Origin of the sequence: Lacisediminihabitans sp., from assembly GCF_036569425.1 — a bacterium.
GTDB lineage: Bacteria > Actinomycetota > Actinomycetes > Actinomycetales > Microbacteriaceae > Lacisediminihabitans.
Window position 1 is genome coordinate 1 of the sequence record NZ_DATCQQ010000048.1, and the last position, 26,480, is coordinate 26,480.

Consider the following 26,480-nt stretch of genomic DNA (forward strand, 5'->3'; position numbering starts at 1 on the left):
GACGTCTCCCGCCGCATCCGCTGGGCCATCGGCCTCGCCGACCCGGCCGACCCGGAGCGCAGCCTCGACGACATCTACGAGCTCGTCGGCACGAGCCTCGCGACGCAGGAATCGGTGCCAGCGGCGTTCGGCATCCTCGCGACCTTCCCCGACGACCCGTGGCAGGCATGCCTGGCTGCCGCGTCGCTCGGCGGGGACAGCGACACCGTCGCCGCGATGGTCGGCGCGGTGGCCGGCGCGACCCACGGCACGGCGGCATTCCCACTCGAGGCGAGGGAGACCGTCGACCGAGTGAACGGCCTGCGCCTCGACCCGGTCGTCGACGCACTGCTGGCGTTGCGATGAACGCGCGGCTGGTCAGCGTCGGAAACGTCGTCATCGACATCGCCGCGAGGGTGCCGAACCTGCCGGAGCGTGGCGGGGATGTGCTCGCCGAGGCGGCGGGGGTCTCCGCGGGCGGCAGCTTCAACACCATGGTCGCCGCGGTGCGCCAGGGTCTGCCGACCGCCTACGCGGGCGCGCACGGCACCGGCGTGTTCGGCGACCGGGTGCGGGCCGAGCTCCTCGCGGCGGGAATCGACGTGCTCCTGCCGCCGACGCCCGGCCTCGACACCGGCTACGACATCGTCCTCATCGACGCGGGAGGCGAACGCACCTTCGTCACGGTCTTCGGCGCCGAGGCCGCCCTCACCGCGACGGCGGTCTCCGCTGTACTTCCGGGCGAGCACGACCTGGTGCACGTGTCCGGCTACGGTCTGCTGGAGCGCACGAACGGCGCGGTGCTGTCGGCCTGGTTGGGCACCGTGCCGGCCGGCACCCGGGTGCTGTTCGACCCCGGACCGCTCGCCACCGACATCCCGGACGAGGTGTGGCGGCGGGTCACCGGACGGGCGGACTGGCTGAGCTGCAACGCGCGGGAGGCCATGATGCTCACGGGGGAGACGGATGCCGTGGCCGCGCTCCGGGCAGGATGCTCGACTCGGGGCGGATGGCCGCTTCGACCGTCCCAGAGCGGCCATTTGCCCCGGGTCGGCGGGGTCGAGGGCGGCGTGGTCGTGCGCCTCGGACCGGACGGCTGCCTGCTCTGCGTGCGCGGCGAGATCACCCACGTGCCCGGGTTCCCGGTGGCCGCGGTCGACACCACCGGCGCGGGGGACGCCCACGCCGGCGCGTTCCTCGCCGCGCTCGCCGCCGGCGAGCATCCGGTGGCCGCCGCCCGCCGCGCGAACGCGTGCGCCGCCCTCGCCGTCACCCGCTCCGGTCCGGCGACCGCCCCGACCCGCGCGGAGGTCGACGCGCTGCTCGGGGCAGGTCGCTGAGGAGTGCAGGTCGCTGAGGCAGGCCGCTGAGGAGTGCAGGCCGCTGAGGAGTGCACGCCGCTGGGAAACGCGCGCCGCTGAGAAACGCGCGCCGCGGGGAAGGGCCCCGGGCTGGTAACATGATCGGGTCGCGACTGGCGTTGAGGTGGGTAACCATCGGGGAGCGACCTTCTACGATTCGGCCGTACGCCTGGGCCGAACCGGATAGCCTTTTGTCGTCCGGTCATGTCTAAGGAGCAACGCCAGTGTCCGCTGAAAACGCAGTAACCGACAAACTTCCCACCACCTTCACGGATCCGCTCTCGAGCGTCGATCCCGAGATCGCGGCGGCCCTCGAGTCCGAGCTCGGCCGCCAGCGCGGCACGCTGGAGATGATCGCGAGCGAGAACTTCGTCGCCCGCGCGGTGCTCGAGTCCCAGGGCTCCGTGCTCACCAACAAGTACGCAGAGGGCTACCCCGGCCGCCGGTACTACGGCGGCTGCGAGTTCGTCGACATCGCGGAGAACCTCGCGCTCGAGCGCGTCAAGTCGCTCTTCGGCGCCGAGTACGCCAACGTGCAGCCCCACTCCGGTGCCACCGCCAACGCCGCAGTGCTCGCCGCGATCGCCACGCCCGGCGACACCATCCTCGGCCTCGAACTCGCGCACGGCGGGCACCTCACCCACGGCATGAAGCTCAACTTCTCTGGCAAGCTCTACAACGCCACCGCCTACGGGGTGGACCCCGAGACCTTCCGCGTCGACATGGACGTCGTGCGCGAGAAGGCCCTCGAGCACCGGCCGACCGTGCTCATCGCCGGCTGGTCCGCGTACTCGCGCCAGCTCGACTTCGCCGCGTTCCGTGCCATCGCCGACGAGGTGGGCGCCAAGCTCTGGGTGGACATGGCGCACTTCGCCGGTCTCGTCGCGACGGGCCTTCACCCGTCGCCGGTGCCGTACGCGGATGTCGTGTCGAGCACCGCGCACAAGACCCTCGCCGGTCCGCGCTCGGGCTTCATCGTCGCCCGCGACCTGGCGCTCGCGAAGAAGCTCAACTCCGCCGTGTTCCCCGGCCAGCAGGGCGGGCCGCTCATGCACGTGATCGCCGCGAAGGCGACCGCGTTCAAGCTCGCCGCCGAGCCCGAGTTCAAGGACCGTCAGGAGCGCACCGTGCGCGGCGCGCAGATTCTCGCCGAGCGCCTCACCGCGCCGGACGCGACCGCGGCCGGCATCGACGTCCTGACCGGCGGCACCGACGTCCACCTCGTGCTCGTCGACCTGCGCACCTCGGCCATCCACGGCCAGGACGCGGAGGACATCCTGCACTCGGTGGGCATCACCGTCAACCGCAACGCCGTGCCGTTCGACCCGCGCCCCGCCATGACGCCGTCCGGAGTGCGGATCGGAACGGCCGCCCTCGCCACGCGCGGCTTCGGCGACGAGGAGTTCGCGGAGGTCGCCGACATCATCGCGATCGCCCTCATGCCGAACCCGGATGTCGCGGCCCTCCGTGCGCGCGTGCTCGCGCTCACCGACGGCTACCCGCTCTACCCGGGACTCACGAGCCCCGGCGCGTGGGCGTGACCGCAGTCAGGATGGATGGCGTCGCAACCGCGTCCGCCGTCAGGTTGGAGCTCGTCGACCGCATCGCCGCGCTCAAGGCACGCGGGGTGTTCCCGGGCCTCGGCACGCTCCTCGTCGGCACGGATCCAGGCTCGCTGTCCTACGTCGCCGGAAAGCACAGGGACAGCGTCGAACTCGGCATCGAGTCGATCCGCGTCGACCTGCCGGCCACGGCCACCGAGGACGAGGTGCGCGCCGCCATCGTCGCGCTCAACGACAACCCGGCGGTGACGGGCTACATCATCCAGCTCCCGCTGCCGGCCGGCATCGACGAGAACGCGATGCTCGAGCTCATGGACCCGGCGAAGGACGCCGACGGACTGCACCCGATGAACCTCGGCCGGCTCGTGCTCGGCGTCTCCGGCGAGCTCGACTCGCCGTTGCCGTGCACCCCGGCGGGACTCGTGGAGATGCTGCAGCGCTACGGCGTGCCGATCGCCGGCCGGCGCGTGATCGTGATCGGCCGCGGGCTCACCGTCGGCCGGCCGCTCGGGCTCCTGCTCACCCGCAAGGGGCTCGACGCCACCGTGACGCTCGCGCACTCCCGCACGGTCGACCTGGCCGACGAGGTTCGCCGCGCGGACATCGTGGTCGCGGCGGTCGGCGTGCCAGGACTCGTGAAGGCCGACTGGGTGAAGCCGGGAGCCGCCGTGCTCGACGTGGGCATCACCCGCCGAGTGAACGAGGAGACCGGCAAGGCGAAGCTCATCGGCGACGTCGACCCCGCGGTCGCCGCGGTCGCCGGCTTCCTCTCGCCCGTGCCGGGCGGGGTGGGCCCGATGACCAGGGCCATGCTCATGGCGAACGTGGTCGCGGCGGCCGAACGGCTATGAGCCGCGAGGACCGCGCGATCCCGGCCAGGATGCCGGAGAAGTATCCCGGCCGGGATCGTGCGGCCCTGCACGCCCTCGTCGCCGACGCGCGGGTGGGGCACGTCGCCTTCGTGGTCGACGGCGAACCGCGCGTGCTGCCGATCGCCATCGTCTCGACCGGCGACGACATCCTGGTGCACGGGTCGACCGGCTCCCGCTGGCTGCGCCTGCTCGCGACGGGGACGCCGGTGGCCCTCTCGGTGACGGCGCTCGACGCCGTCGTGGTGGCGCGGTCGGCGTTCGAATCCTCGATGCACTACCGCAGTGCCGTGCTCTTCGGCGGCTGCCGGCCGGTCACCGACGACGCGAAGGTGCACGCCCTCGACCACATCACGAACGCGATCATTCCCGGCCGCGTCGGCGAGATCCGTCGGCACAACGCCAAGGAGCTCGCGGCGACGCTCGTTCTGCGACTCGAGGTGGAGGACTGGACCCTCAAGGTGTCTGACGGCTGGTCGGAAGACGGTCCGGATGACGTGGCCGGCACCGCCTGGGCCGGCGTGCTGCCGGTCGCCACGGGTTTCACGACCGCGCTGGCGGCCCCGGACCTCGCCCAGGGCATCCCGCTCCCGCCGTCGGTGCAGAACCTGCTCGAGCGGCGCCGATCGGGCTACTCGCCCACGTAGCCGATCTGGCACGAGGTGCCGTCGGAGTCCGGGCTGGCCCAGCCGTCGATGCCGTTCACGACCGACTTGCCGAGGTCGGTGACCGTGATGGTGCAGGCCTCGATCGTGGAGTTGGACTCGAACGGCACGCTGAACCCGTACTTCGCATAACGCCAGGACTTGAGGTCCGGGCCCGGGTTGCCGCTCTCGAAGACGGCGACGGCGTGCACCGCGCCGGATGACGCCCAGGTGTAGCCGGAGTTGCACGGCTGGCTCGAGTCGGCCGGGGCGACCCCCTTGCCCGTCGCGGACTGGCCGCGGTACTGGTTGCCCAGCGAGAGGGTGATCGGGTAGACGAAGACCTTGCCGGTGGAGCTCGAGGCGATGTCGATCGGCATGAGGATGCTGCCGTTCGCGGCGAGACTGTCGTTCGTCACCGGCACGCTGGCGGTGCCCGCGCCGCAGGAGGCGATGAACGCGTCCTTCAGCGGTTTCGCCGCGCTCACGCTGTAGGCGAGGGGCTTGTGCGCCGTGAGAAGGATGGCGATGGTGCTGCCGTCCTTGCCTCGAACGTTCGCGCCGATGGTGAACAGCACGTCCTTCGGCTCGGCGGTCGAGCTCGCAGAGGGGGCAGCGCTCGGCGTGGCCGTCTTGCTCGCGACCGGGGCTGCCGGCGTCGCGCCGGCACATCCGGTGAGAAGCGCGGCGAGAAGTACGGCGCCGACGGCGATCGACGCGGTGGGGTGAAACGCTCGCACTCGTGTCTCCTTGCGGCTCGAAGAGGAGCTCGGGGGTCAGGGTTCGCGGGATGCGCCCTGCGCAGCCGTCACGACGAAGGTATCAGGCTGACCATAGCCATGTTCTGCGAAGGCGCCATCAATAGCAACCTGGAGTCGCGAAAGATCGTCCGGCCGCACGAGGGCGATCGCGGCCCCGCCGAAGCCGCCGCCGGTCATCCGCGCCCCGAGGGCGCCGTTGGACTGCGCCGTTTCGACCGCGAGGTCGAGCTCGGGCACGGAGATTTCGAAGTCGTCGCGCATGGACACGTGGGAGGCGTCGAGCAGGTCGCCGATTGCGGCCGGCCCCTTCTCGCGCAGCGTGCGCACGGTGTCGAGCACTCGCTGGTTTTCGGTGACCACGTGCCTCACCCGGCGGAAGGTGATGTCGTCGAGAATCGCACGCGCCCGGTCGAGGTCGTCGACGCCCACGTCGCGCAGCGACTCGACGCCGAGCTCGCGCGCCCCGAGTTCGCAGGATGCCCGGCGCTCCGCGTAGCCGCCGGTGGCGTGCGAGTGGCTCACCCCCGTGTCCATGATGAGAAGCACGAGGCCGGCGGCGTCGAAGCCGAGGTCCACGATCTGGGCCTCGAGGCTGCGGCAGTCGAGGAAGACCGCGCTGTCCTTCTGCCCGAGCAGCGAGGCAGACTGGTCCATGATGCCGGTGGGGGCGCCGACGACCCTGTTCTCGGCGAGCTGGCCGACGCGGGCCAGGGTCGGGCGGTCGAGGCCGAGCTGCCACACGTCGTTGAGGGCCAGGGCGACCGCGCTCTCGATGGCGGCCGAGGACGACAGGCCGGCTCCGACCGGCACGTCCGACTCGATGTAGACGTCGAACCCGGGCACGGCGGCGAGGTCGGCGCCGTGCTGGCCGAGCGCCCAGGCGACCCCGAGCGGGTAGGCGGCCCAGCCGTGCACGGTCTCGGGGGAGAGCGCCGAGAGGTCGATCTGCACGACCTCGTCGGCGAAGTCGCTCGCGACGCGGGCGACGCGGTCCTGCCGCAGGCCGAGCGCGATCACGGTGCGACGGTTGATGGCGAGGGGAAGCACGAAGCCCTCGTTGTAGTCGGTGTGCTCGCCGATGAGGTTGACCCGGCCCGGCGCCGACCAGAGCCCGCTCGGCTCGTAGCCATACAGTGCCGCGAATCCCGTGCGGACGTCGTCCCTGATGTCGGTCATGGCGTGCTGGTCCCTGCTGTCTCGATGGCGGTTCGGATGGCGCTGGCCGTCTGCTCGGGCGTCACGTCGCCGATCCACGCTCCCATGGCCGCCTCCGAGCCGGCGAGGTACTTGAGCTTGTTGGCGGCCCGGCGGGGGGAGGTCACCTGCAGCATGAGCCGGATCTCGTCCCGCTTCTCGCGCACCGGCGCCTGGTGCCACGCGGCGATGTAGGGCGTCGGGGTGTCGTAGAGGGCGTCGATGCCGCGCAGTAGCGTGAGGTAGAGGCCGGCGAGCTCGTCGCGCTCCTCGGTGCTCGTGGCGGCGAAGTCCGGCACGTGGCGGTGGGGGAGCATGTGCACCTCGATCGGCCAGCGCGCCGCGAACGGCACGAACGCTGTCCAGTGCTCGCCGCGCAGCACCACGCGCTCTGAGGCGCCCTCGAAGTCGAGGATGCTCTGGAACAGGTCCGGACCGAAGCGCTCGATCGACTCGATCAGCCGCGTCGTGCGCGGGGTCACGTACGGGTACGAGTAGATCTGGCCGTGCGGGTGGTGCAGTGTCACGCCGATCGCCTCTCCCCGGTTCTCGAACGGGAAGACCTGGGCGACGCCGGGCATCGCCGAGAGGGCGGCCGTGCGGTCGGCCCACGCCTCGATCACCGTGCGCGCGCGGGAGGGGGTGAGGCTGCCGAACGACCCCTCGTGCTCCGGGCTGAAGCAGACGACCTCGCAGCGCCCGATCGACGGCAGGGTTCGCCCGAGGCCGATCGTGCGCAGGTCCTGCTCGGTGTAGCCCGCCGAGACGTCGGGTCCGAAGGAGGGCGAGCGGTTCTCGAAGACGGCGACGTCGTAGTTGTCCGGGATCTCCGAGGGGTTGGTTGCCGAGGCCGGCGCGAGCGGGTCCTTGTCGGCCGGCGGGAGAAAGACCCTGTTCTGCCGAGCGGCGGCGATGGAGATCCATTCGCCGGTGAGCGGGTCCTGGCGCATCGTCGCCGTCTCCGGTCGCGGGTCGAGTACGCGGGCATCCGGCTTGCGGTCTGGCGCCAGGGTGGTGTCGGCGTCATCGAAGTAGATGAGTTCGCGCCCATCGGCTAGCCGGTGCTCGCGTTTGACGATCGGTGACATGGGCCTTCTCCGGTCAAGTTTCGAAAACGAAGGAAACAATACCGTCGATTGACAAGAAAACGCAAGTAATCGAAGATAAGTCCATGACCGACGCGCAGCACACCCCTCCGGCGGCCGCTCGTCGCGTGCAGATCCGCACCCTGATCGAGGAGCGTGGCTTCGCCAGGGTCGCCCAACTGAGCCGGCAGTTCGGCATCTCCGAGGTCACGGTTCGGGCGGACCTGGACGCGCTCGCCGACGACAACGTCGTGCAGCGCGTGCACGGGGGAGCCGTGGTCGGCACCCCCGCCCGACCCGCCGGGCTCGAGCGGCCGTTCGAACAGTCGATGCTCGCGAGCTCCGACGAGAAGGCCCGCATCGGCCGCGCGGCGGCCGCGCTCATCGAATCGGACCAGGCCGTCGTGCTCGACGTGGGCACCACCACGACGGCGATCGCCGCGGCCATGCTCGAGCGGGACGACCTGCAGAACGTGGTGGTCATCACCAACGCGCTCAACATCGCCCTGGCGCTCGAGCCCGCCATTCCCCGCTTCACGGTCGTGGTCACCGGCGGCACGCTGAGGCCACTTCAGCACTCGCTCGTCGACCCGCTCGCCGGGGTGGTGCTCGACCGCATCCGGGCGGACATCGCCTTCATCGGCTGCAGCGGGGTGCACGTCACGGCGGGCATCACCAACGTCAACCTCCCCGAGGCGGACGTGAAGCGTCGCATGATCGCGACCGCCGCGCGCACCGTCGTCGTGGCCGACAGCTCCAAGCTCGGCGTGGCGCAGCTCAGCCGAGTCGCCCCCCTCGCCGAGATCGACACGCTCATCACCGGGGGCGAGGCGGATGCCGCGGTGGTCGAGACCCTGCGCGATGCCGGCCTCCGGGTGATCCAGGTCGACCACGGGCCTCGGTAGGCTTGACCGGTGCACTCGCCAACGGGACTCCAGTTCGAACTCTCCGCTCCGACTCCCCTCGGTGAGGCGCGGGCCATCATTACCGAGGTCGCCGCGTCGCTGCGCACCCTGTCGATCGGCGGTGTCCATCTCACCGAGCCGTACGCCGACGATGTCGTGCCGCCGTTCGGTGACGGCATCGTGCTCGTCCCGTGGCCGAACCGCGTCGAGGACGGCCGCTGGCCGCTCGACGGCGTTGAGCAGCAGCTCGACCTCACCGAGCCCGAGCGCGGCAACGCCCTGCACGGCCTCCTGCGCGACCGGCCGTACACGGTGGCCGAGCGAAGCGCCTCGGCCGTTACCCTCGCCGCCACGGTGTTCCCCACCCGCGGCTACCCGTTCCAGCTCGACACGACCGTGCGCTATGAGCTCGTCGACGACGGGCTGCGTGTCACCCACGGCATCACCAACGTCGGGGCGCGGACCGCGCCGGTCGCCGTCGGCACGCATCCGTTCCTCCGCCTCGGCGACGTGCCCACCGACGAACTCGTTCTCACCGTGGCCGCTGGCACGAGGTTCGAGACGGATGCCCGGCTCAACCCGGTGAGCGAGAACCCGGTCGAGGGCACCGGCTTCGACCTGCGCGGCGGCCGGCCCGTCGCCGAGTTGCACCTCGACGACGCCTTCGGCTCCGTGACGCCGGCGGGCGAGGTGAGCCGGCACCGCCTCGGCGCGAGCGACGGCCGGTTCGTCGAACTCTGGCAGGACGCCGACTTCGCCTTCGTGCAGGTCTTCACCACCCGCATCTTCCCCCGGGATGGGGGCCTCGGCACCCCAGTCCTCGGCACCGCAGTCGCGGTCGAACCGATGACCGCTCCGCCGAACGCATTCAACAGCGGTCAGGGCCTGCGCTGGCTCGCACCGGGCGAGACCTGGTCGCTGTCCTGGGGAATCCGGTACTCTGGGAAGCACGAAGGGGAGTAGTTCCCCCCGCCGCCCGTGTTCTGGGCAGCGGGCGCGGACGTATCGACATACTGGCCGGTCTCGATGACTGGCCCGGTACTCCACCCGAACGGCCCGAGCGGTCGGTAGGGCGAACGAGACCTTCGGTCAAACGGCCACGGAGCCGGGATGCGCACTGTCGCCTGCCCTCCGCGTGCCCGACCGGAAGGATCCCGTGACCGAGACTCGACGCCCAGGCGAACGACCGCCCACCCCGGCCGAACTGCGGCGGTGGCGCCAACACCTCGCCGACGAGCGGGCAGAGGCCGCCGTCTATCGCGACCTCGCCGCACGACGCACTGGCGAGGAGCGGGAGATACTGCTCGCGCTCGCCGAGGCGGAGGGCCGCCACGAGGAACACTGGAGGGCGCTGCTTGGCGACGACGTCGGAAAGCCGCGCAACGGTGACATCCGCACTCGCCTGCTCGGGTTTCTCGCCCGCCGGTTCGGCTCCGTCTTCGTTCTCGCGCTCGCCCAGCGCGCGGAGGCCCGGTCGCCGTACGCCGGGGACTCCGACGCCACTGCGGCGATGGCCGCCGACGAACGTATCCACAGCGAGGTGCTGCGCGGGCTGGCGATGCGCGGACGCAACCGCCTGTCCGGCACGTTCCGCGCGGCGGTGTTCGGCGCGAACGACGGACTCGTGAGTAACCTTGCCCTCGTGATCGGCGTGAGCGCGAGCGGTGTCGCCACCCACGTCGTACTGCTCACCGGAGTCGCGGGGCTCCTCGCCGGCGCCCTCTCGATGGGGGCCGGGGAGTACGTGTCCGTGCGCTCCCAGCGGGAACTGCTCGAGGCATCCACCCCCGACCCGGAGAGCAACGATGCGCTTCCGTACCTCGACGTGGACGCCAACGAGCTCGCCCTCGTCTACCGATCGAGGGGCATGGATGCCGCGGAGGCGGACGCCCACGCGAGGGACGTGTTGAGGGACCACAGCCTCGACGTCGCCGGCCCGCCGCCGGCGTACCTGCACGAATCGGTCGGCACGGGCATCGGGGCCGCTGTGTCGAGTTTCTGCTTCTTCGCGTCCGGGGCGGTCATCCCGGTGCTGCCCTACCTGTTCGGTCTCAGCGGGCTCACCGCCATCCTCGTGTCCTCGGGCCTCGTCGGACTCGCCCTGCTCGGCACCGGTGCGGTCGTCGGACTGCTCTCGGGCGCCTCGCCGCTCAAGCGAGCGCTGCGCCAGCTCGCGATCGGCTTCGGGGCGGCGGCGGTCACCTACGCGCTCGGCCTGCTGTTCGGTACGAGCACGGGCTAGCTGCTGCCCACGTTCGCGAGCCTTGCGGGATCGAGGGACGCGAACACCAAAGCACTCCAAGGCACGCTCGGCCACGGCTCAGCGAACGAAGCCGCGAACACATACAGCGACCTCTCCGACGAAGACCTGAATGCGATCGGAGTGGCGTTGATTGCTGCAGGCGCCTGAGAAGTTGTGCACCGAGTGTGGCAGAAGACTCTCGCGCGACCGAATGAGGATCGAAAGTGGAGCCAAAGTCCCCGCAAACAAAGGCAGCCGGATGGGTGGGCCCCGTCGGGCTCGAACCGACGACCCACGGATTAAAAGTCCGATGCTCTACCAACTGAGCTAGAGGCCCCTGCGGTTAAATCTAGCGTGGATTACGCAACCCGCGGTCCGGCCCCGATGGCAGAGCATCGGTGTTGGTGATGACGGGCCGTCAGGTGCGGCGCCCGGACATGCTGCGAACGATCCAGGCGATTACTGCGATGACGGCGAGCACGATCCCGACCCAGAGAAGAAACTGGAGGGAACTGACCAGACCGCCCGTGATGGCGAGAGCCACGGCGATGACGATGACAACAATGAGCAGAATATTCATGGTGAAATGCCTCCTCGTGCCGGAGAGGCCCGGCATCTGATTTTACCTCTTTTACCGGGCCGTCGGTGGAGAATTGTGCCGAAACGCCCCGTTATCTGAGAGGGCAATTCGCGCCGGTGCTGGCGGCCGCCCGCTGGCCTAGGCTTGAACGGATGACCGACGAGTTCCACAAGCCCACCCAGTTCTCGGGATCCAAGTTCGAGAGCTTCCAGGGCGGAGAAGACCCCGCCCAGATCAGCCGCGTCGCGCACGAGACCGCCCACGCGCTGCTCAACAGGGTGCGCGAAAGTCCGGAAACCGACATCGTGGACCGTCTCGTGGCGTTCACCGACGAGCACGGCATCGATGCTGTGGCCGAACTCTGGTCTCGTGCGAGCCCGCGCAGCCTGCCCGGAGCGCTGTGGCGCATCTACCTCATGCGCGCGATGGTGCGACAGGATGCGGAGGGCACGAGCTACCTGTACCAGCGCGGCACCGAGCTCGCCACGACGATCGACCCGGTGGTCGCCGGAGCGACGGCGCCGACCGGACCCGCCGAGATAACCGCGCTCGCCGACCAGATCCTGCGCGGGCTCTTCCAGGGCGACTTCGCGGTGGCGCTCGACCGTGCGGCGGCGTTCTGCCGGCTGTCGTCGCTCGGCTGCACGAGCGTCGCGGATGACGTCGAGCTGACCGCGCCGGAGCGCGCATCCGAACTGACGACGCGGGCATTGCGCCTCTCCCAGACGGCGACGGAGTTCGTCTCCTCCGCTCGGCTGTGGCGGGCCGGCACCCTCGACTAGCGCGGAACTGGTCGGTCGACCGGCAAGGCTTGGTAGACTGGTCAACGGCTCGCAAGGGCCACGGCCGGGCCGCAGTAACCCCGGGCTCCAATATTCGCCGCTTCGAGCGGCCACGCGCCGAGAGGCGTTCTGCGGCCCGGCCTCCTCTTTGCCTCCGGGAAGGATTCCTGTAATTTTGCGCCCTCGACCAAACCGGTCGGCGCAGGGTTTCGAACTCCCTGTGTGACCGGCTGGAGCGGCAGTGAACGGGGATCCACGAGATCCTCGGGCGTGACGCGTGGTCGCGTCCACCTGAATAGGGAAGCTGCGATCCGCGATGTAAAAGTCGGGCTGGCCACATCGGTGCACGCCGGAGCAGAAATTGTTTGAGGTGCTCGAACTTGTGCCCGAGAGGCCAACCAGAACCCGGACCAGGAGTCTGTGGAGGAACCCGTCTCGAAGGAGACCCTCCTGGCTCGAATCGCCGGCGGCGACCAGGACGCGTTCAGCGCCCCGTACGACGAGATCTCACCGAGAGTCTTCGGCCTGATTAGGCGATTGCTCGTGGACCACTCCCGGTCCGAGGAGGTCACCCAGGAGGTGTTCCTCGAGATCTGGCGGTCGGCTTCCCGCTATGAACCGAGCAAGGGCGGCGCCGGCACCTTCGATGCTGCCCGGTCGGGAAGCACCCTGCGGGTGCTCGACGGGGCGATCGTGAGCGGCGACACCGTGGGCATCACGGTCGAACCGAGCGGCGGCTCGAAGAAGCCCACCACCAAGCCGATCGTCGCGAGTCCGAGCGCATAGCCGCCAGGGTCTGCCTCCCGGGCTCCTCGCGCCGCGCACGCTTCTCCGGAGGTTTCGGGCCGCCGGGAAAACCTGCGCAGGGAGTTACCCGTATCCGCGGGCTTCTCGGCCGCGCTTGACGCGTAACCTCCGGAGAAACGCGTGTTGGCTCGGCTCGGGTCGCGAGCGGGCAGGGCGAGCGGGCAGCGCGAGCGACGAGTCCGAGCGGGTAGCCGCCAGGGTCTGCCTCCCGGGCTCCTCGCGCCGCGCACGCTTCTCCGGAGGTTTCGGGCTGGTGCGGATCAGCGCGCCCGGAGTTACCCGTATCCGCGGGCTTCTCGGCCGCGCTTGACGCGTAACCTCCGGAGAAACGCGTGTTGCGGGAGGCGCCGGAGAAACGCGTGTTGCGGGAGGCACCGGATGCCGCGGTGCTGACTAGCCGAACTTGCCAGAGACGTAGTCCTCGGTGGCCTGCACGCTGGGCTTCGAGAACATCGTGTTGGTGTCGTTGTACTCGATGAGCCTGCCCGGCTTGCCGGTGCCGGCGATGTTGAAGAACGCGGTGCGGTCGGAGACCCGGCTGGCCTGCTGCATGTTGTGGGTCACGATCACGATCGTGTACTCGAGCTTGAGCTCCTCAATGAGGTCCTCGATCGCCAGGGTCGAGATGGGGTCGAGCGCCGAGCACGGCTCGTCCATCAGCACGACGTCCGGCTGCACCGCGATCGCCCGCGCGATGCAGAGGCGCTGCTGCTGCCCGCCGGAGAGCCCGGATCCCGGGTTGGCGAGGCGGTCCTTGACCTCGTTCCACAGGTTGGCGCTCTGCAGCGACTTCTCGACAAGCGCTTCCGCGTCACTCTTGGAGATCTTGCGGTTGTTGAGCTTCACGCCGGCGAGCACATTGTCGCGAATCGACATCGTGGGGAAGGGGTTTGGCCGCTGGAAGACCATTCCGACCTGGCGTCGCACGAGCACGGGGTCGACGCCCGGACCGTAGAGATTGTTACCGTCGATCAGCACTTCGCCCTCGACGTATGCGCCGGGGATCACCTCGTGCATTCGATTGAGCGTGCGAAGGAACGTCGACTTGCCGCAACCGCTCGGCCCGATGAAGGCGGTTACCGTGCGGGGTTCGATTGTCAGCGTCACGTCTTCGACGGCCTTGAACTTGCCGTAATAGACGTTGAGATCGTTCACTTCAATGCGCTTGGACACGGGTTTCCTTCTGTTGTGCGGCGCTCAGCGGCCGAGCTTGGGGGCGAAGATTCGGGCGATGAGACGCGCGACGAGGTTGAGGGCCATGACGATGAGGATGAGGGTGAGAGCCGATGCCCAGGCCCGATTCAGGAAGTCTGAGGCATGCGGGCCCTGATTGGCGTACTGGGTGTAGGTGAACATCGGCAGCGTCATCATCTGGCCGCTGAAGAGGTTGTAGTTCATGCTCGTGGTGAAACCGGTGACCAGGAGCAGCGGCGCAGTCTCGCCGATGACCCGCGCCACGGCGAGCATGACACCCGTGGTGATGCCGGCGATCGCGGTGGGGATCACGATCTTGAGGATGGTGAGCCACTTCGGCACGCCGAGGGCGTATGAGGCCTCCCGAAGTTCAGTGGGCACGAGGCGGAGCATCTCCTCAGACGACCGCACCACGATCGGGATCATGAGAACTGACAGGGCTACCGCGCCGCCGAACCCGGAGCGGTAGCCCGGGTTGCCGGTCACGAGCAGGAACAGTGCGTACGCGAAGAGGCCGGCAACGATGGAGGGGATTCCCGTCATCACGTCCACCATCAGGGTGATGGTCCTGGCGAGTTTGCCTCGACCGTATTCCACGAGATAGATCGACGCGAGCAGCCCGATCGGCACGGAGATCACTGCCGCGGAGATCGTGATCAACAGGGTGCCGACCACCGCGTGCACCGCTCCCCCCTCCGGGCCGAGCACGTTGCGCATCGAGCTCGTGAAGAAGCTCGGCTCGAGCATGCGCGGAAGTCCGTGGAGCGCGACCGTGTAGATCAGCGACACGAGAGGCAGAACGGCCACGATGAAGGCCGTGGCGACGAGGGACGTCGCCAGCCGGTCCTTCGCCTGCCTGGCGCCCTCGACGAGGGAGGCGACGACGAAAATCAGAACATCGAACAGCACGGTTCCGAGCAGCAGAGCGCCGACGAGGTTGAATTCCCTCGTTACCCCGGAGAGCTGCATGATCAGGAAGACGATTCCCAGAAGCACCCAACTGCCGATGAGAAGCATCCAGGGGGAGCCCTTGGGCAATTTACCCGCGGTCAGCGTGTTGGACATCGGGCCGACGTTGGCTGCGGTCATCCGTTGGCTCCCGAGAATTCTTTGCGGCGGTTGATGACGTACCTGGCGACGATGTTCACGATCAGGGTGATCACGAAAAGGACGAGACCCGACGCGATGAGGGTGTTCACGCTGACGCCAGTGGCTTCGGGAAATTGAAGCGCGATGTTGCCGGCGATCGTGTTCGGGTTGCGTGAGGTCACAAGGAAGATGGAGACGATCGACGCGGGCGAGAGCACCATTGCGACGGCAAGCGTCTCACCAAGCGCACGCCCGAGGCCGAGCATGGTGGCCGAGATCATCCCCGAGCGCGCGAACGGCAGCACCGCCATCTGGATCATCTCCCAGCGGGTGGCTCCAAGAGCGAGGGCGGCTTCTTCGTGCAGTCGCGGTGTCTGCAGGAACACCTCGCGGCACACGGCCGTCATGATGGGCAGGATCATGACGGCGAGAACGATTCCCACGGTCAGGGTGGTGCGGCCGGTTCCGGAGACCTGGCCGCCGAACAGCGGAATCCAGCCGAGGTTGGCGTTCAACCACACGTAGCCCGGCTGGACGGCGGGGGCAAGGACGAGGATGCCCCACAGGCCGAAGACGACGGATGGCACTGCCGCGAGAAGGTCGATCACATAGCCGAGGAAATCGGCGAGTCGACGCGGAGCAAAGTGCGAGATGAACAGCGCTACGCCGATGGAGATCGGCACGGCGATGACGAGCGCTATGGCGGCGGTCCACACCGTTCCGAAAACCAGTGGTCCGACATAGCTGAGAAAATTGGGGGCGCCGTGGGGGAGGGTGCCCGACTTTGCGACAAGCGCCGGCAGGCTCTCCATCAGGAGGAAGAGTGCCACGGCGGCCAGCACGGCAAGAATGATCGAGCCGGCCACGACGGTGCCGGTGGAGAAAATGCGATCGCCGAGTCGAACTTTGGCCTTTCGCATGGCCGTGGCTGGGTGTGCGGATGTCATTTGTCGCTGCCGATCGCTCGGGATAGTCGTGGGAACCGGCAGATCGGCCTGGGCCAGTGGACAGCCCAGGCCGATCTGAGAGATGTTGTTACTTGATGGTAGCGATTGCTGCGCTCACCTTGGAAGCGAGGTCGCTCGCCAGGGGAGCGGACTTCGCCTGAGCGGCCCCAGCCTTCTGGCCGGCTTCACTCGCGACGTAGGTCGCGTAGGCCTTGACAAGGGTGGCCTTCGCCGAGTCCGCGTAGGTCTGGCAGGTGATCAGGTAGCTGACGAGGGCGATCGGCCAGGCACCCTTGGAGGTGTCGGTGCGGTTGATCGCAATCGCGAGGTCGTTGGCGTGACGCCCGGTCTCGATCGGCGATGCTGCGACGACCGCAGCGGCACCCGTCGTGCTGATCGACTCATAGGCCGATCCGACCTTGAGCTGCGCAATGTCGAGCCCGCCTGCGGCCGACTGGTCGGCATAGCCGATGCTGTTGCTGGCGGCCTTCACTGCGGCGACGACGCCCTGGTTGCCCTTGGCGGCGTCTCCGCTCGGGAACGGCCAGGTCTGTCCGGCGGGAAGGGTCCAGACCGTCTTGGCGACGGCGGCGAGGTAGTCGGTGAAGTTCTGCGTGGTGCCCGAGTCGTCGGAACGGTGGACGGTCGAGATCGCAGCGGATGGCAGCGTGGCGCCGGAGTTCTGCGATGCGATGGCCGGGTCATTCCACTTGGTGATCGTGCCCTTGAAGATTCCGGCGATGGTGTTCGCGTCGAGCTTGAGGTTCTTCACGCCCTCGACGTTGTAGACCACGCCGATCGGGGAGATGTAGACGGGAAGGTCGATGGCGCCGCTGCCCGCTGCGCAGCCGGTGAACGTGGCTGCCTGCTCGGTGGCGTTGAGCGCGGCATCCGAGCCGGCGAAGTCGGCTGAGCCTCCGATGAAGGCCTTGCGCCCGGCTCCGGAGCCCTGCGAGTCATAGTTGACCGTGACATTCGGGTTGGACGTCTGGAATCCGGCGATCCAGGCGGTCTCGGCGTCGGCCTGAGCCGACGAGCCGATGCCGTTCAGCGTGCCGGTGAGCTTGCTGACCGGGGCCGCGGAACCGGAGGTTGAGGGTGCTGCCTCGTTTGCTGCGCACGAGGAGAGGACGATGGTTGCCGCGATGGCAATGGCTGCGATGCTGCTCGCGCGTGTAACGATACGTCGATTGACGTTCACGGGGGTCCCTTCGGGAATTTCTTGATTACAGGAAGCGGGTCGGGTGCCGACCCCTCAGCGAGAATACAAAGCGCGGTTAACCGGCCACGCCCCAGACGGTTAACGGGAGGTGAACAGGGCGCAAATTCCCGGCTAGAAGACGGCGGGTCCGTGCGTTTCGACGGCCACGATGCCCCCGTCGGGTCGCGCGACCGACACATGCAGAACGGTGAACTCCGAGGTCGCGAGCATGCCCGCCCGGCGCAGGGGGGCGTCGAGCGGCGTGCCGGTCGCATCGGCGATCGCGTCGATGATCTCGGGAAGCACCGGCGCGTGGCTGCACAACACGACCGCCTCCCGCCTCTCCAGGCGTTTGCGCACAACCTTCCGCACCCGGGAGGTGCCGTCCTCGTACGCATCCTGGCTGATACTCACCGACCGCTTCACGAGCAGGCCGGTGAGGGCTGCCACGGGTTCGATCGTCGCGAGGCAGCGCACCGCGGTGCTGCTGATGAGTTTCTTCGGGCCCCAGGCGGCGATCGCCGGGGCGATGCTCTCGGATTGCTCGAGTCCGCGGTGCAGGAGAGGCCGTGTCGAGTCCGGCCCGTCCCAGCTCGCGGGGGGCACCGCCTTGCCGTGCCGCAGCGCGATGATGGGGAAAGTGCGGGCGTTGCCGGCCGTGACCCTCTCGGCGAACCGGTCGAGCACATCCCGGTCCCGCTCGTAGCTCAGCATGTCGCGAGCGGAGTCGATCGACATCCAGTGCAGGGCCGCGATCTCGTCGTTCGGGGTGAAGGTGGAGGCGGCGATCGTCTCCTCGCTCACCTCGGCCGACCAGTAGAAGACGGTCTTCTCCCGGCCGCCGGGCAGTGTGTACTCGATGGTGCCGAGCGGTGCGCCGAGGGCGATCGACAGGCCGGTCTCCTCCGCGATTTCGCGCACGGCGGTCTGAGGCGGCGTCTCGCCCGGGTCGACCTTGCCCTTGGGCAGGGAGATGTCTGCGCGTTCCTCGCGGTGCACGAGCAGGATGAGGTTCTCGCCGTCGACGATCCTCCAGCAGAGCGCGCCGGCGGCGAACACCCTCGAGGGGCCAGGCATGATCACCGCACGACACCGGATCGCTTGCGCGCTGAGATTCGTCGCATCAGAACATTCTGCATGTCTTCGAGCGGCTGGCCGTTCTCGTCGTGGTGATGGCGGCTCCAGCTGCCGTCGCCGGCGAGCTCCCAGTGTGGGGTGGCGTCGGAGAGGGCAAGCTCGAAGAGCTCGTCGACCTCCCGCAGGTGGTCGGGGCTGGTGAGCCGAACGAGGGCCTCCACCCGCCGGTCGAGGTTGCGGTGCATCATGTCCGCGCTGCCGATGTACACCTGCGGGTCGCCGTTGTTCACGAAGGAGAAGATGCGCGAGTGTTCCAGATACCGGCCGAGGATCGACCGCACGATGATGTTCTCGCTGAGCCCCTCCACGCCGGGTTTGATCACGCAGATGCCGCGCACGACGAGCTCGACCGGCACCCCGGCCTGGCTCGCCCGGTACAGCGCGTCGATGATGACCTCGTCCACGATCGAGTTGAGCTTGATCCGGATGCCCGACGGCAGCCCGGCCTGGGCATTGACGGCCTCGGCGCGGATGCGCTTGAGCAGCCCGTTGCGCAGGTGCAGCGGCGCCACGAGAAGCCGCTTGAACTTCTTCTCGATGGCATAGCCGGAGAGCTGGTTGAACAGGCGGGTGAGATCCTTGCCCACCGTGTTGCTCGCGGTGAGGAGCCCCAGGTCTTCGTAGATGCGGCTGGTCTTGGGGTTGTAGTTGCCCGTGCCGATGTGGCTGTAGTGCCGCAGTGTGCCGCCCTCCTGGCGGATCACGAGCGCGAGCTTGCAGTGCGTCTTGAGCCCGACGAGCCCGTAGACCACGTGAACGCCGGCCTTCTCGAGCTTGCGGGCCCAGGAGATGTTGGCCGACTCGTCGAACCGCGCCTTGATCTCCACGAGAGCGAGCACCTGCTTGCCGGCCTCCGCCGCCTGGATGAGGGCCTCCACGATCGGGCTGTCGCCCGAGGTGCGGTAGAGGGTCTGCTTGATGGCGAGCACGTTCGGGTCGGCCGCCGCCTGTTCGAGGAACGCCTGCACGCTCGTGGCGAACGACTCATACGGGTGGTGCAGCAGAATGTCCTGCCGGGCGATCGAGCCGAAGATGTCCGGCGGCGAGTTCGACTCGAGCGGCATGAGACTCACGCTGGTGGTGGGCACGTGCCGGCGGTACTTCAGCCGTGGACGGTCGATCCTGGTGATCTCGAACAGCCCGCCGAGGTCGAGGGGCGCCGGCAGCCGGTAGACCTCGTGCTCGGTAATGTCGAGCTCCCGCACGAGCAGGCTCAGGGTGAGGTCGTCCATGTCGTCGGTGATCTCGAGCCGGATCGGTGGACCAAACCGGCGGCGTAGCAGCTCACGCTCGAGGGTCTGGATGAGGTTCTCCGACTCGTCCTCCTCCACCTCGACATCCTCGTTGCGGGTGACCCGGAACTCGTGGTGGTCGAACACCTCCATACCGGGGAACAGGTCGCCGAGGTGATTGGAGATGAGGTCTTCGAGGGGGATGAAACGCAGCAGGCCGGTTCCGTCATCCGGCAGTTGCACGAAGCGGGAGAGCATCGGCGGCACCTTGAGGCGCGCGAACTCCTCCTTGCCCGTCTTCGGGTTGCGCACGCGAACCGAGAGGTTGAGGGAGAGGCCGGAGATGTAGGGGAACGGATGCGCGGGGTCGACGGCAAGCGGCATCAGCACCGGGAAGATCTGGTTGGCGAAGATCTCGTCGAGCGATTCGCGGTCCGCCGGGCCGAGGTCCGCCCAGGTCTCGATGTGGATGCCGGCGTCGTCGAGGTCGGGCTTGACGAGGTTGCGGAAGGCGGCCGCGTGCCGCGCCTGCAACTCGTGGGCCCGATCCTGGATCACCGCGAGCACCTCCGTCGGCGCGGTTCCCACATTGGTGGGAACGGCGAGGCCGGTGAGGATACGGCGCTTGAGGCCGGCGATGCGCACCATGAAGAATTCGTCGAGGTTGCTCGCGAAGATGGCGAGGAAGTTGGCGCGTTCGAGGAGCGGCAGCTCCGGGTCTTCGGCGAGCTCGAGCACCCGGGTGTTGAAGGCGAGCCAGCTCAGCTCCCGGTCGAGGTAGCGCTCGGGCGGCAGCGTGCCGTCGTCGACCCAGGTGGTGTCGTAGTCGTCGTCGAGGCTGTCTGTGGCCAGTCCGGCATCGCCAAGGTACGTCTCGCTATCCATCCCCACATCATCCCACTCCCGCATTCCCGGCAATCGCGCGCCACATTAACGCGGGGTAAACGCGGTCTTGCTCTCCCTCCGCCGCTTGCTTCTTCGGAGGGCAGGCACCCGGGAGGAGAGGGGTCAGGCGGCGCGGGTGTACTGGATGTCGATGGAGTGCTCGACGAAACCGAGCGGCCGGTACAGCCGCAGCGCCGGCACGTTGTCGGCCTCCACGTAGAGGGCGGCGGTGTGGATGCCCCGCGCGGCGAGCCGGGCGAAGCCCGCGTCCATGAGGCGCCGGCCGATGCCCTCGCCCTGGCGATCCGGGTCGACCCCGACCACGTAGAACTCGCCGACGGATCCCTCGATCTTGAGCCAGCAGTATCCGATGATCGCGCCGCCATTGTCGCCGCCGCCATTGTCGCCGCCCCCATTGTCGCCGCCCCCATTGCCGCCGCTGTCGATGTCGCCGCTGTTAATGTCGCCGTCGCGCAGCAGCAGGAAGTCGCCCGGGTCGAACCACGGCTCGCGGAGGAGCGCGTCGAGGTCGGGCTGGCGCAGCCGGCCCTGCTCCGGGTGGGTAGCGAAGGCCCGCGCGTTCAGCCGCAGCCACTCCTCGTCATCGACGCCTGGACGGAACGGTTCAGCCGGCTCCGCGTGCGCGGGGGCGACCACGGGCGCCCGCAACTGCAGCAGCTCGCGCACCGGTTCGAACCCGTGGCTGCGGGCGAGGGCCCGCGCCGCCGGGTGGTCGCCGTGCGCCCAAATCCTGAGCTCGCCCGGCCTGGCCGCCAGGATCGCCTCGAGCATGGTCGTGCCATTGCCCTGGCCGCGGGCATCCGGAGCCACGACGAACTCCGCCTCGGTCGGCGACAGGATCGCCGCGGCCACCTCGTCCAACAGGAGGAGTTCGCGCGCGCCGGCCCGCATCCCCACCAGGGACTGGTCGGAGAACGGCGGCTGGCCGTCCTGCCAGGTCGCCTGCTGGATCAGTGTGCGCAGGAACGGCTCGGCGGATGCCGGTTCCGCGCGCTCAGGACGAGACGGGCTGGGCAAGTCGTTCTGCGTCATCGTCGTACACGTTGAAGCGGTAGCCGACGTTGCGCACGGTGCCGATGAGCGACTCCAGGTCGCCGAGCTTGGCCCGCAGCCGTCGCACGTGCACGTCGACCGTGCGGGTGCCGCCGAAATAGTCGTAGCCCCACACCTCGCTCAACAGCTGTTCGCGAGTGAAGACGCGGGAGGGATGCGTGGCGAGAAAGCGCAGGAGCTCGAACTCCTTGAACGTGAGATCGAGTGGGCGCCCGTGCACCTTCGCGGAGTAGCTCGCCTCATCGATCACGACACCGGAGGCGTGGATCTTGTTGCTCGTCTTGTCGAGGGCCTGGCGTCCGACCACGAGACGGATGCGGGCATCCACCTCCGCGGGCCCCGCCGTTTCGAGGATGACGTCGTCGACTCCCCAGTCGGCGCTCACCGCGGTGAGGCCCCCCTCGGTGAGGATGAGCATCAGCGGAACGTTCACTCCGGTGGTGTTGAGAATCTTGCACAGCGACCTCGCGCTGGCCAGATCCTGGCGCGCGTCGACGAGGATCAGGTCGCAACTCGGTGCGGTGATGAGGGAGGCGGGTTCCGCCGGAATCTGCCGCGTGCGATGGCTGAGCAGCCCGAGGGCCGGTAAGACGTCGCTGTTGACGGCAGAAGTAAGGATCAACAGCTGCGCCAAAGGGTCCTCCATGTGCCAAGACCACAGTATAAAGGCACTTTCAGCGGCCGGTCCGCCGGGTAGGGCAAGATTGGCACGTGACCATTGATCAGCCTGGCCTGGCCCTCGCGCTTCGCAGCGTGATTCCCGTGTGGGTTCTCGTGGTCATCGGTGCCGTGCTCGTGGGCATCTTCACGCCCGCCGCGGAGTTCGGAACGTGGATTCCGATCGTGCTTGCCGCCGCCATCCTCGTCACATTCTGCGTGCAGCTCGCCACCGAAGAGAAGGTCGGATTCGTCAACCGGGTGATGGCGAGCCTCGGCGGGTCGGTCGTGATCCTCGCCGCGGCCACCGCGATCCTCGCGGTCATCGCGCTCGCACCGAATTAGGCGCGAGCCCGACATAGGATTGGCTCATGTATCTTCCGCTGGAACTGTTCTTCATCGGACTGCTCGTGCTGGCCACTCTCGCCATCGGGTACGTGTCGGTCGTTGTGCTGTACAACCTCTTCCGGGGCCAGCGCTGAACAGCTCGATGCTCATGACGGTTCGACTCTCATGATCGAGTTCGACGCGGACCTGCCGGCCGAGCTCGTGCCCCTCTCCTGGCTCATCGGGGTCTGGGAGGGCACGGGGGTCGTCAACTACGCGGTCGGCGAGGAGACCCGAAACTACGAGTTCGGGCATCGCCTGAGTTTCAGCCACGACGGGCTGCCGCACCTCAACTACACCTCGTACACCTGGCTGCTCGACGAGAACCTCACCCCGCTCGCCACCGAGACCGGCTACTGGCGGTTGAGCAGGGCGGCCACGGAGGGCGACCCCGGTCCCGGCCTGCTCACCGGCGTCGGCATCCAGCCGTTCACCACCGCGCGGTCGGTGGAGACGCTGCGCAACGCCACGGGCGGGTTCGACATCGAGGTGTCGATCCTGCACCCGGGCGGCGTGAGCGAACTGTACGTGGGCCAGGTGAAGGGCCCGCGCATCGACCTGGTGACGGATGCCGTGCTGCGGTCGGTCACCTCGAAGGAACACAGCGCGTCCACGCGCCTCTACGGTCTCGTCGACAACCACCTGCTCTGGGCGTGGGACATCGCCGCCCTCGGGCAGGAACTCGCCAGCCACGCATCCGGAAGGCTCGCCCGTGTCGAATAGCCCATTCCTCGAGCGGCCGGGCGCCGTCGACGGTGCCGCCCGCGACGCCGGCGTGCCGGCGCACTACGGCAACCCGATGGCGGAGCAGCGCGAACTCGCCGCCGGCGCGGCTGTCGTCGACCTCTCGAACCGGGCGGTGCTCACCATCACCGGCCCGGATCGGCTCACCTGGATCGACTCGCTCACGAGCCAGAGCGTCGCCCGCCTCTCGCCGGGCGAATCGAGCGAGACCCTCCTGCTCGACCCGACCGGCCGGCTCGAGTACGCGGTGCGCCTCCTCGACGACGGCGTCGCCCTGTGGCTGCTGCTCGAGAGCGACGAGGCGCCAGGGCTCCTGGCCTGGCTCGATCGGATGCGGTTCATGCTGCGCGTGGAACTCGCCGACCGCACGGCCGACTTCGCCACCATCGGAACCCTCGGTTCGCCGGAGGTCGCCGCGGCGCAGCCCAACGGTGTTCCCCTCGTCTGGCACGACCCGTGGACGGCGGTGACTCCGGGCGGCCACCAGTACGCGGTCATCGACCGGCATCCGGGCGCCGGCTGGACGTACAGCGAGATCCTCGTGCCGCGCGAGGCGCTCGCCGACCTCGCCGCGCTGCCGGCCGCCGGACTGCTCGCCCTCGAGGCCCTGCGCATCGCCGCCTGGCGTCCCCGCTTCGCCACCGAGGCCGACGACAAGACAATTCCGCACGAGCTCGACTGGCTGCGCTCGGCCGTGCACCTCAGCAAGGGCTGCTATCGCGGCCAGGAGACGGTGGCGAAGGTGCACAACCTCGGGCATCCTCCGCGCCGGCTGGTCATGCTGCACCTCGACGGCTCCGAGTCGGTGCTGCCGCGGCCGGGTGACGAGGTCGTCCACGGCGAGAAGGTCGTCGGAGCGATCACCTCGTCGGCGCGGCACTTCGAGCTCGGGCCGATCGCGCTCGCCGTGGTGAAGCGCACGACCGACCCGCTGGCGACCCTCACCGTTCGCGCCAGCGAGGGAATCGTGGCCGCCGCGCAGGAGATCGTCGTGCCGCCGGGGGCGGGTGCCGAGGCGAACGTCCCCCGGCTTCCGCGACTCGGCGCGGTGAAGCGCTAGAGGTACGGTCATGTCGCGCTCCGGCCTGTTGCGCGGGCTCGAGCCGCGTGAGTCGCTCGGCAGGGTCGTCGACTCGATCGTGCCCGCACTGCAAATCGTTGCGGCGGCCGTCGCCGCCTACTCGATCGCCCACTACCTGCTCGGGCACGCCGTGCCCCTGCTCGCCGTGACGGTGACCATCTCGAGTCTCGGCTTCGCCCGCGACGCGCGACCGGCCCGGGTGCTCGAATCGGCGATCGGCATCGTGATCGGCATCGCGCTGAGCGAACTGCTTCTGCTGGTGATCGGGCGCGGGGTGTGGCAGATCGCCCTCGTGCTGCTCGTGACCCTGCTCGTGGCGAGGCTGCTCTCCCCGAGCAACGCCTTCGTCGTCGCCGCCGGTGTGCAGTCCATGCTCGTGATGCTGCTGCCGGCGCCGGCGGGAGGGCCGTTCGTGCGCAGCATCGATGGCATCGTCGGCGGTGTCGTGGCGCTCGTCGTGACGGCGTTGCTGCCCCGGGATCCGCGGCGGATCGCCCGGCGGGATGCCGCCCGGCTCTTCGGCGCCCTCAACGAATCGCTCGGCTCCCTCGTGTCGGCGCTCGAACGGGCGGATGAGCCGGCGGCGGAGCACGCGCTCGAGCGCCTGCGCAGCACCCAGCCGATCATCGACCAGTGGCGGGCATCCCTCGACTCCGCCGTCTCGATCTCGCGGATCTCACCGTTCCTTCGCCGGCATGGGCCGGAGCTCGATGCCCAGCGCCGCGTGCTCACCGGCATGGACCTCGCCACCCGCAACCTGCGGGTGATCAGCCGGCGCATCGACTTCCTCGTGCGGGATGGGGTTCCGCGTCCGGCGCTCGCCTCCCTCATCGCGTCCCTCGCAACCTCGGTGCGGCTGCTCGGCCAGAGCCTCGACGACCCGCGGCTCGCCGACACCGTGCGCGTCGGCCTCGTCGCGGTGGCCGAGCGACTGCGTCCGGAGCTCGTCGCGAAGGGCGCCCCGGTCACCGAGTCGGTGGTGGTTCTCATGCTGAGGCCGCTCCTGGTCGACCTGCTCACGGCGGCGGATCTGCCGGAGGAGAAGGCGCGCGCGCTCCTCCCCGAGGTGTGACTCACCCGAAAACGCAGGAGATGCCTTCCGTGAGCGTCTCATTCGGGATGAATCGGCTCTCCGGGCGCGAAATCTCCTGCGTTTTCGGAGATGCGGAGATGCGAAGACGCGAAGATGCGAAGACGCGGAGATGCGGGGGAGAGGCGGATGCGAGCTGCGGCGGGATCAGCTCCAGTCGAACCCGTTCGGGGCGACGGCCTCCCACGCGATCGTCAGCTCGCCGAGCTTCCACCGCGACCGGTTGCCGAGCACCGGCCAGCCGTCGTCGGCGAGGCCTCGTGCGGTGGCGATCCATCGCTGGGACGGTCCGTAGACGGAGAGCGGGGCGTTGAGCTGCCAGTGCCGGTCCAGGTCCTGCAGGAACGCGTGGATCTTCTCTCCGGGCACGTTGCGATGGATGAGCACCTTCGGCAGCCGTTCGGCGACGATAGACGGCCTCTCGAGGTCGGCGAGACGCAGGCTCACCGTGAGCGACAGCGGACCGCTCGCCGCGACATCCACCCAGCTGGCCACCCGGCCCACCTCGTTGCAAGTCCCCTCCACGAGCACGCCGCCCGGCTCGAGGCGGGCGACCATGCGGTGCCAGGCGTCCGGCACGGCCGACTCGTCGTACTGGCGGAGCACGTTGAGGGCGCGGATGACCGTGGCCAGACGGCCGCCGGGCAGCGGCACCTCGAACCCGCCGAGCCGGAAGCTCACCCCGGGCCGGGCGGATGCCGACGCCAGCCTGACCCGCGCCGGGTCGATCTCGATGCCGATCACCTCCACGTCTGGCCGCACCCGGCCGAGTCGCTGGTGTAGTTCGAGGGTCGTCGTGGCGGATGCGCCGTAGCCGAGGTCCACAACGAGGGGGTCGGCCGAGCGGCGGAAGGCGGGCAGCTGCGCGATCCACCGGTCCACCCGGCGCAGGCGATTGGTGCCCGTCGTTCCGCGGGTGATCGAACCGATGGGCATGCCCCCAGTATCCCAGCGCGCGGTGTCCCCGCCCCGCATCCCCGCCCCGCCCCCC

The 26,480-nt window shown here is 69.0% G+C and carries 27 protein-coding genes, 1 tRNA gene and 1 riboswitch; of the genes, 14 read left to right on the forward strand and 14 right to left on the reverse strand.

Features of this window, described 5'->3' with window-relative positions:
- The 5 genes from VIM54_RS08475 to VIM54_RS08495 all read left to right on the forward strand — a co-directional run.
- Nucleotides 1–345, forward strand: a 345-nt coding sequence (locus VIM54_RS08475) for an ADP-ribosylglycohydrolase family protein (protein WP_331900483.1), incomplete at its 5' end; no start/stop codon positions are given.
- Nucleotides 342–1,319 carry a PfkB family carbohydrate kinase gene (locus VIM54_RS08480; protein WP_331900485.1) on the forward strand — a complete coding sequence of 326 codons (978 nt, stop codon included), beginning with the start codon at nt 342–344 and terminating at the stop codon, nt 1,317–1,319. The genes VIM54_RS08475 and VIM54_RS08480, both read left to right, overlap by 4 nt.
- Nucleotides 1,320–1,439: 120 nt before the next feature.
- Nucleotides 1,440–1,522: riboswitch (ZMP/ZTP riboswitch) on the forward strand.
- A 42-nt stretch (nt 1,523–1,564) separates the two neighbouring features.
- Nucleotides 1,565–2,881, forward strand: a complete 1,317-nt coding sequence (gene glyA / locus VIM54_RS08485; RefSeq protein WP_331900487.1) for a serine hydroxymethyltransferase — start codon at nt 1,565–1,567, stop codon at nt 2,879–2,881.
- Complete coding sequence (locus tag VIM54_RS08490) at nt 2,878–3,753, forward strand: bifunctional methylenetetrahydrofolate dehydrogenase/methenyltetrahydrofolate cyclohydrolase (RefSeq protein WP_331900488.1); 876 nt, start codon at nt 2,878–2,880, stop codon at nt 3,751–3,753. The genes glyA and VIM54_RS08490 overlap by 4 nt, the downstream gene beginning before the upstream one ends.
- On the forward strand, nt 3,750–4,418 hold the full coding sequence (locus VIM54_RS08495) for a pyridoxamine 5'-phosphate oxidase family protein (protein ID WP_331900490.1): 669 nt from the start codon (nt 3,750–3,752) through the stop codon (nt 4,416–4,418). Before VIM54_RS08490 ends, VIM54_RS08495 begins: the two co-directional genes overlap by 4 nt.
- Here the strand turns inward: VIM54_RS08495 and VIM54_RS08500 are convergent.
- Genes VIM54_RS08500 through galT form a run of 3 tightly spaced genes read right to left on the reverse strand, consistent with a single transcriptional unit; the run spans nt 4,403 to nt 7,458 of the window.
- Nucleotides 4,403–5,155 carry a hypothetical protein gene (locus tag VIM54_RS08500; RefSeq protein ID WP_331900492.1) on the reverse strand — a complete coding sequence of 251 codons (753 nt, stop codon included), beginning with the start codon at nt 5,153–5,155 and terminating at the stop codon, nt 4,403–4,405. The two genes, VIM54_RS08495 and VIM54_RS08500, sit on opposite strands and share 16 nt — an antisense overlap.
- Before the next feature lie 36 nt (nt 5,156–5,191).
- Nucleotides 5,192–6,352: a galactokinase gene (gene galK / locus VIM54_RS08505; protein WP_331900494.1), complete on the reverse strand. Its 1,161-nt coding sequence runs from the start codon at nt 6,350–6,352 to the stop codon at nt 5,192–5,194.
- Nucleotides 6,349–7,458 carry a galactose-1-phosphate uridylyltransferase gene (galT, locus tag VIM54_RS08510; RefSeq protein WP_331900496.1) on the reverse strand — a complete coding sequence of 370 codons (1,110 nt, stop codon included), beginning with the start codon at nt 7,456–7,458 and terminating at the stop codon, nt 6,349–6,351. Before galT ends, galK begins: the two co-directional genes overlap by 4 nt.
- A gap of 83 nt (nt 7,459–7,541) precedes the next feature.
- Between galT and VIM54_RS08515 the strand changes: the two genes are divergently transcribed.
- The 3 genes from VIM54_RS08515 to VIM54_RS08525 all read left to right on the forward strand — a co-directional run bounded on the left by VIM54_RS08515 (nt 7,542) and on the right by VIM54_RS08525 (nt 10,602).
- A complete protein-coding gene (locus tag VIM54_RS08515) occupies nt 7,542–8,360 on the forward strand; it encodes a DeoR/GlpR family DNA-binding transcription regulator (protein ID WP_331900498.1) in 819 nt (272 codons plus the stop codon).
- 9 nt (nt 8,361–8,369) lie between these two features.
- Nucleotides 8,370–9,323, forward strand: a complete 954-nt coding sequence (locus VIM54_RS08520; protein ID WP_331900500.1) for an aldose 1-epimerase family protein — start codon at nt 8,370–8,372, stop codon at nt 9,321–9,323.
- 193 nt (nt 9,324–9,516) lie between these two features.
- The gene (locus tag VIM54_RS08525) at nt 9,517–10,602 is read left to right on the forward strand and encodes a VIT1/CCC1 transporter family protein (protein WP_331900502.1); all 1,086 of its coding nucleotides are present in this window, start codon (nt 9,517–9,519) and stop codon (nt 10,600–10,602) included.
- Nucleotides 10,603–10,866: 264 nt separating this feature from the next.
- Here the strand turns inward: VIM54_RS08525 and VIM54_RS08530 are convergent.
- Together VIM54_RS08530 and VIM54_RS08535 are read right to left on the reverse strand one after the other, a co-directional pair.
- Nucleotides 10,867–10,939: transfer RNA gene (locus VIM54_RS08530), tRNA-Lys, on the reverse strand.
- Between the two features lie 81 nt (nt 10,940–11,020).
- The gene (locus tag VIM54_RS08535; RefSeq protein ID WP_331900503.1) at nt 11,021–11,182 is read right to left on the reverse strand and encodes a hypothetical protein; all 162 of its coding nucleotides are present in this window, start codon (nt 11,180–11,182) and stop codon (nt 11,021–11,023) included.
- A 152-nt stretch (nt 11,183–11,334) separates the two neighbouring features.
- Between VIM54_RS08535 and VIM54_RS08540 the strand changes: the two genes are divergently transcribed.
- Nucleotides 11,335–11,964, forward strand: coding sequence for a DNA-directed RNA polymerase subunit beta (locus VIM54_RS08540; protein ID WP_331900504.1), 630 nt, complete (start codon nt 11,335–11,337; stop codon nt 11,962–11,964).
- Between the two features lie 420 nt (nt 11,965–12,384).
- Nucleotides 12,385–12,750: a sigma factor gene (locus VIM54_RS08545; protein ID WP_331900505.1), complete on the forward strand. Its 366-nt coding sequence runs from the start codon at nt 12,385–12,387 to the stop codon at nt 12,748–12,750.
- Between the two features lie 414 nt (nt 12,751–13,164).
- On the opposite strand, the gene pstB is transcribed toward VIM54_RS08545, so the two are convergent.
- The 8 genes from pstB to VIM54_RS08585 form a co-directional block, all read right to left on the reverse strand.
- Nucleotides 13,165–13,944 (reverse strand): phosphate ABC transporter ATP-binding protein PstB, encoded by a 780-nt coding sequence (gene pstB, locus VIM54_RS08550; protein ID WP_331900506.1) that lies wholly within the window; start codon nt 13,942–13,944, stop codon nt 13,165–13,167.
- Nucleotides 13,945–13,968: 24 nt separating this feature from the next.
- Nucleotides 13,969–15,054, reverse strand: a complete 1,086-nt coding sequence (gene pstA, locus VIM54_RS08555; RefSeq protein WP_331900508.1) for a phosphate ABC transporter permease PstA — start codon at nt 15,052–15,054, stop codon at nt 13,969–13,971.
- Complete coding sequence (gene pstC, locus VIM54_RS08560) at nt 15,051–16,001, reverse strand: phosphate ABC transporter permease subunit PstC (RefSeq protein ID WP_414673199.1); 951 nt, start codon at nt 15,999–16,001, stop codon at nt 15,051–15,053. The genes pstA and pstC overlap by 4 nt, the downstream gene beginning before the upstream one ends.
- An 88-nt stretch (nt 16,002–16,089) precedes the next feature.
- Complete coding sequence (pstS, locus tag VIM54_RS08565; protein WP_331900512.1) at nt 16,090–17,202, reverse strand: phosphate ABC transporter substrate-binding protein PstS; 1,113 nt, start codon at nt 17,200–17,202, stop codon at nt 16,090–16,092.
- 132 nt (nt 17,203–17,334) lie between these two features.
- Complete coding sequence (locus VIM54_RS08570) at nt 17,335–18,279, reverse strand: NUDIX hydrolase (RefSeq protein WP_331900514.1); 945 nt, start codon at nt 18,277–18,279, stop codon at nt 17,335–17,337.
- 2 nt (nt 18,280–18,281) lie between these two features.
- Complete coding sequence (locus tag VIM54_RS08575; protein WP_331900516.1) at nt 18,282–20,456, reverse strand: RNA degradosome polyphosphate kinase; 2,175 nt, start codon at nt 20,454–20,456, stop codon at nt 18,282–18,284.
- Between the two features lie 123 nt (nt 20,457–20,579).
- Nucleotides 20,580–21,509, reverse strand: coding sequence for a GNAT family N-acetyltransferase (locus VIM54_RS08580; RefSeq protein WP_331900517.1), 930 nt, complete (start codon nt 21,507–21,509; stop codon nt 20,580–20,582).
- Nucleotides 21,472–22,164: a response regulator transcription factor gene (locus VIM54_RS08585; protein ID WP_331900524.1), complete on the reverse strand. Its 693-nt coding sequence runs from the start codon at nt 22,162–22,164 to the stop codon at nt 21,472–21,474. The genes VIM54_RS08580 and VIM54_RS08585 overlap by 38 nt, the downstream gene beginning before the upstream one ends.
- Nucleotides 22,165–22,241: 77 nt before the next feature.
- On the opposite strand from VIM54_RS08585, the gene VIM54_RS08590 reads away from it, so the two are divergent.
- The 4 genes from VIM54_RS08590 (at nt 22,242) to VIM54_RS08605 (ending at nt 25,471) form a co-directional block, all read left to right on the forward strand.
- Nucleotides 22,242–22,532, forward strand: a complete 291-nt coding sequence (locus tag VIM54_RS08590) for a hypothetical protein (RefSeq protein WP_331900519.1) — start codon at nt 22,242–22,244, stop codon at nt 22,530–22,532.
- 168 nt (nt 22,533–22,700) lie between these two features.
- A complete protein-coding gene (locus VIM54_RS08595) occupies nt 22,701–23,297 on the forward strand; it encodes an FABP family protein (protein ID WP_331900520.1) in 597 nt (198 codons plus the stop codon).
- On the forward strand, nt 23,287–24,378 hold the full coding sequence (locus VIM54_RS08600) for a YgfZ/GcvT domain-containing protein (protein ID WP_331900521.1): 1,092 nt from the start codon (nt 23,287–23,289) through the stop codon (nt 24,376–24,378). Before VIM54_RS08595 ends, VIM54_RS08600 begins: the two co-directional genes overlap by 11 nt.
- Nucleotides 24,379–24,388: 10 nt before the next feature.
- A complete protein-coding gene (locus VIM54_RS08605) occupies nt 24,389–25,471 on the forward strand; it encodes an FUSC family protein (protein WP_331900522.1) in 1,083 nt (360 codons plus the stop codon).
- A gap of 165 nt (nt 25,472–25,636) precedes the next feature.
- Here VIM54_RS08605 and VIM54_RS08610 read toward each other — a convergent pair whose 3' ends face one another.
- On the reverse strand, nt 25,637–26,425 hold the full coding sequence (locus VIM54_RS08610) for a class I SAM-dependent methyltransferase (protein ID WP_331900526.1): 789 nt from the start codon (nt 26,423–26,425) through the stop codon (nt 25,637–25,639).
- Nucleotides 26,426–26,480: the final 55 nt, after the last annotated feature.

Coding starts and splice junctions, on each gene's coding strand:
- VIM54_RS08540 (WP_331900504.1), top strand. CDS start 11,335: ATGACCGACGAGTTCCACAAGCCCACCCAGTTCTCGGGATCCAAGTTC.
- galK (WP_331900494.1), bottom strand. CDS start 6,352: ATGACCGACATCAGGGACGACGTCCGCACGGGATTCGCGGCACTGTAT.
- galT (WP_331900496.1), bottom strand. CDS start 7,458: ATGTCACCGATCGTCAAACGCGAGCACCGGCTAGCCGATGGGCGCGAA.
- pstC (WP_414673199.1), bottom strand. CDS start 16,001: ATGACATCCGCACACCCAGCCACGGCCATGCGAAAGGCCAAAGTTCGA.
- VIM54_RS08580 (WP_331900517.1), bottom strand. CDS start 21,509: ATGACGCAGAACGACTTGCCCAGCCCGTCTCGTCCTGAGCGCGCGGAA.
- VIM54_RS08480 (WP_331900485.1), top strand. CDS start 342: ATGAACGCGCGGCTGGTCAGCGTCGGAAACGTCGTCATCGACATCGCC.
- VIM54_RS08535 (WP_331900503.1), bottom strand. CDS start 11,182: ATGAATATTCTGCTCATTGTTGTCATCGTCATCGCCGTGGCTCTCGCC.
- VIM54_RS08595 (WP_331900520.1), top strand. CDS start 22,701: ATGATCGAGTTCGACGCGGACCTGCCGGCCGAGCTCGTGCCCCTCTCC.
- pstA (WP_331900508.1), bottom strand. CDS start 15,054: ATGACCGCAGCCAACGTCGGCCCGATGTCCAACACGCTGACCGCGGGT.
- VIM54_RS08570 (WP_331900514.1), bottom strand. CDS start 18,279: ATGCCTGGCCCCTCGAGGGTGTTCGCCGCCGGCGCGCTCTGCTGGAGG.
- VIM54_RS08610 (WP_331900526.1), bottom strand. CDS start 26,425: ATGCCCATCGGTTCGATCACCCGCGGAACGACGGGCACCAATCGCCTG.
- VIM54_RS08495 (WP_331900490.1), top strand. CDS start 3,750: ATGAGCCGCGAGGACCGCGCGATCCCGGCCAGGATGCCGGAGAAGTAT.
- VIM54_RS08515 (WP_331900498.1), top strand. CDS start 7,542: ATGACCGACGCGCAGCACACCCCTCCGGCGGCCGCTCGTCGCGTGCAG.
- VIM54_RS08575 (WP_331900516.1), bottom strand. CDS start 20,456: ATGGATAGCGAGACGTACCTTGGCGATGCCGGACTGGCCACAGACAGC.
- VIM54_RS08605 (WP_331900522.1), top strand. CDS start 24,389: ATGTCGCGCTCCGGCCTGTTGCGCGGGCTCGAGCCGCGTGAGTCGCTC.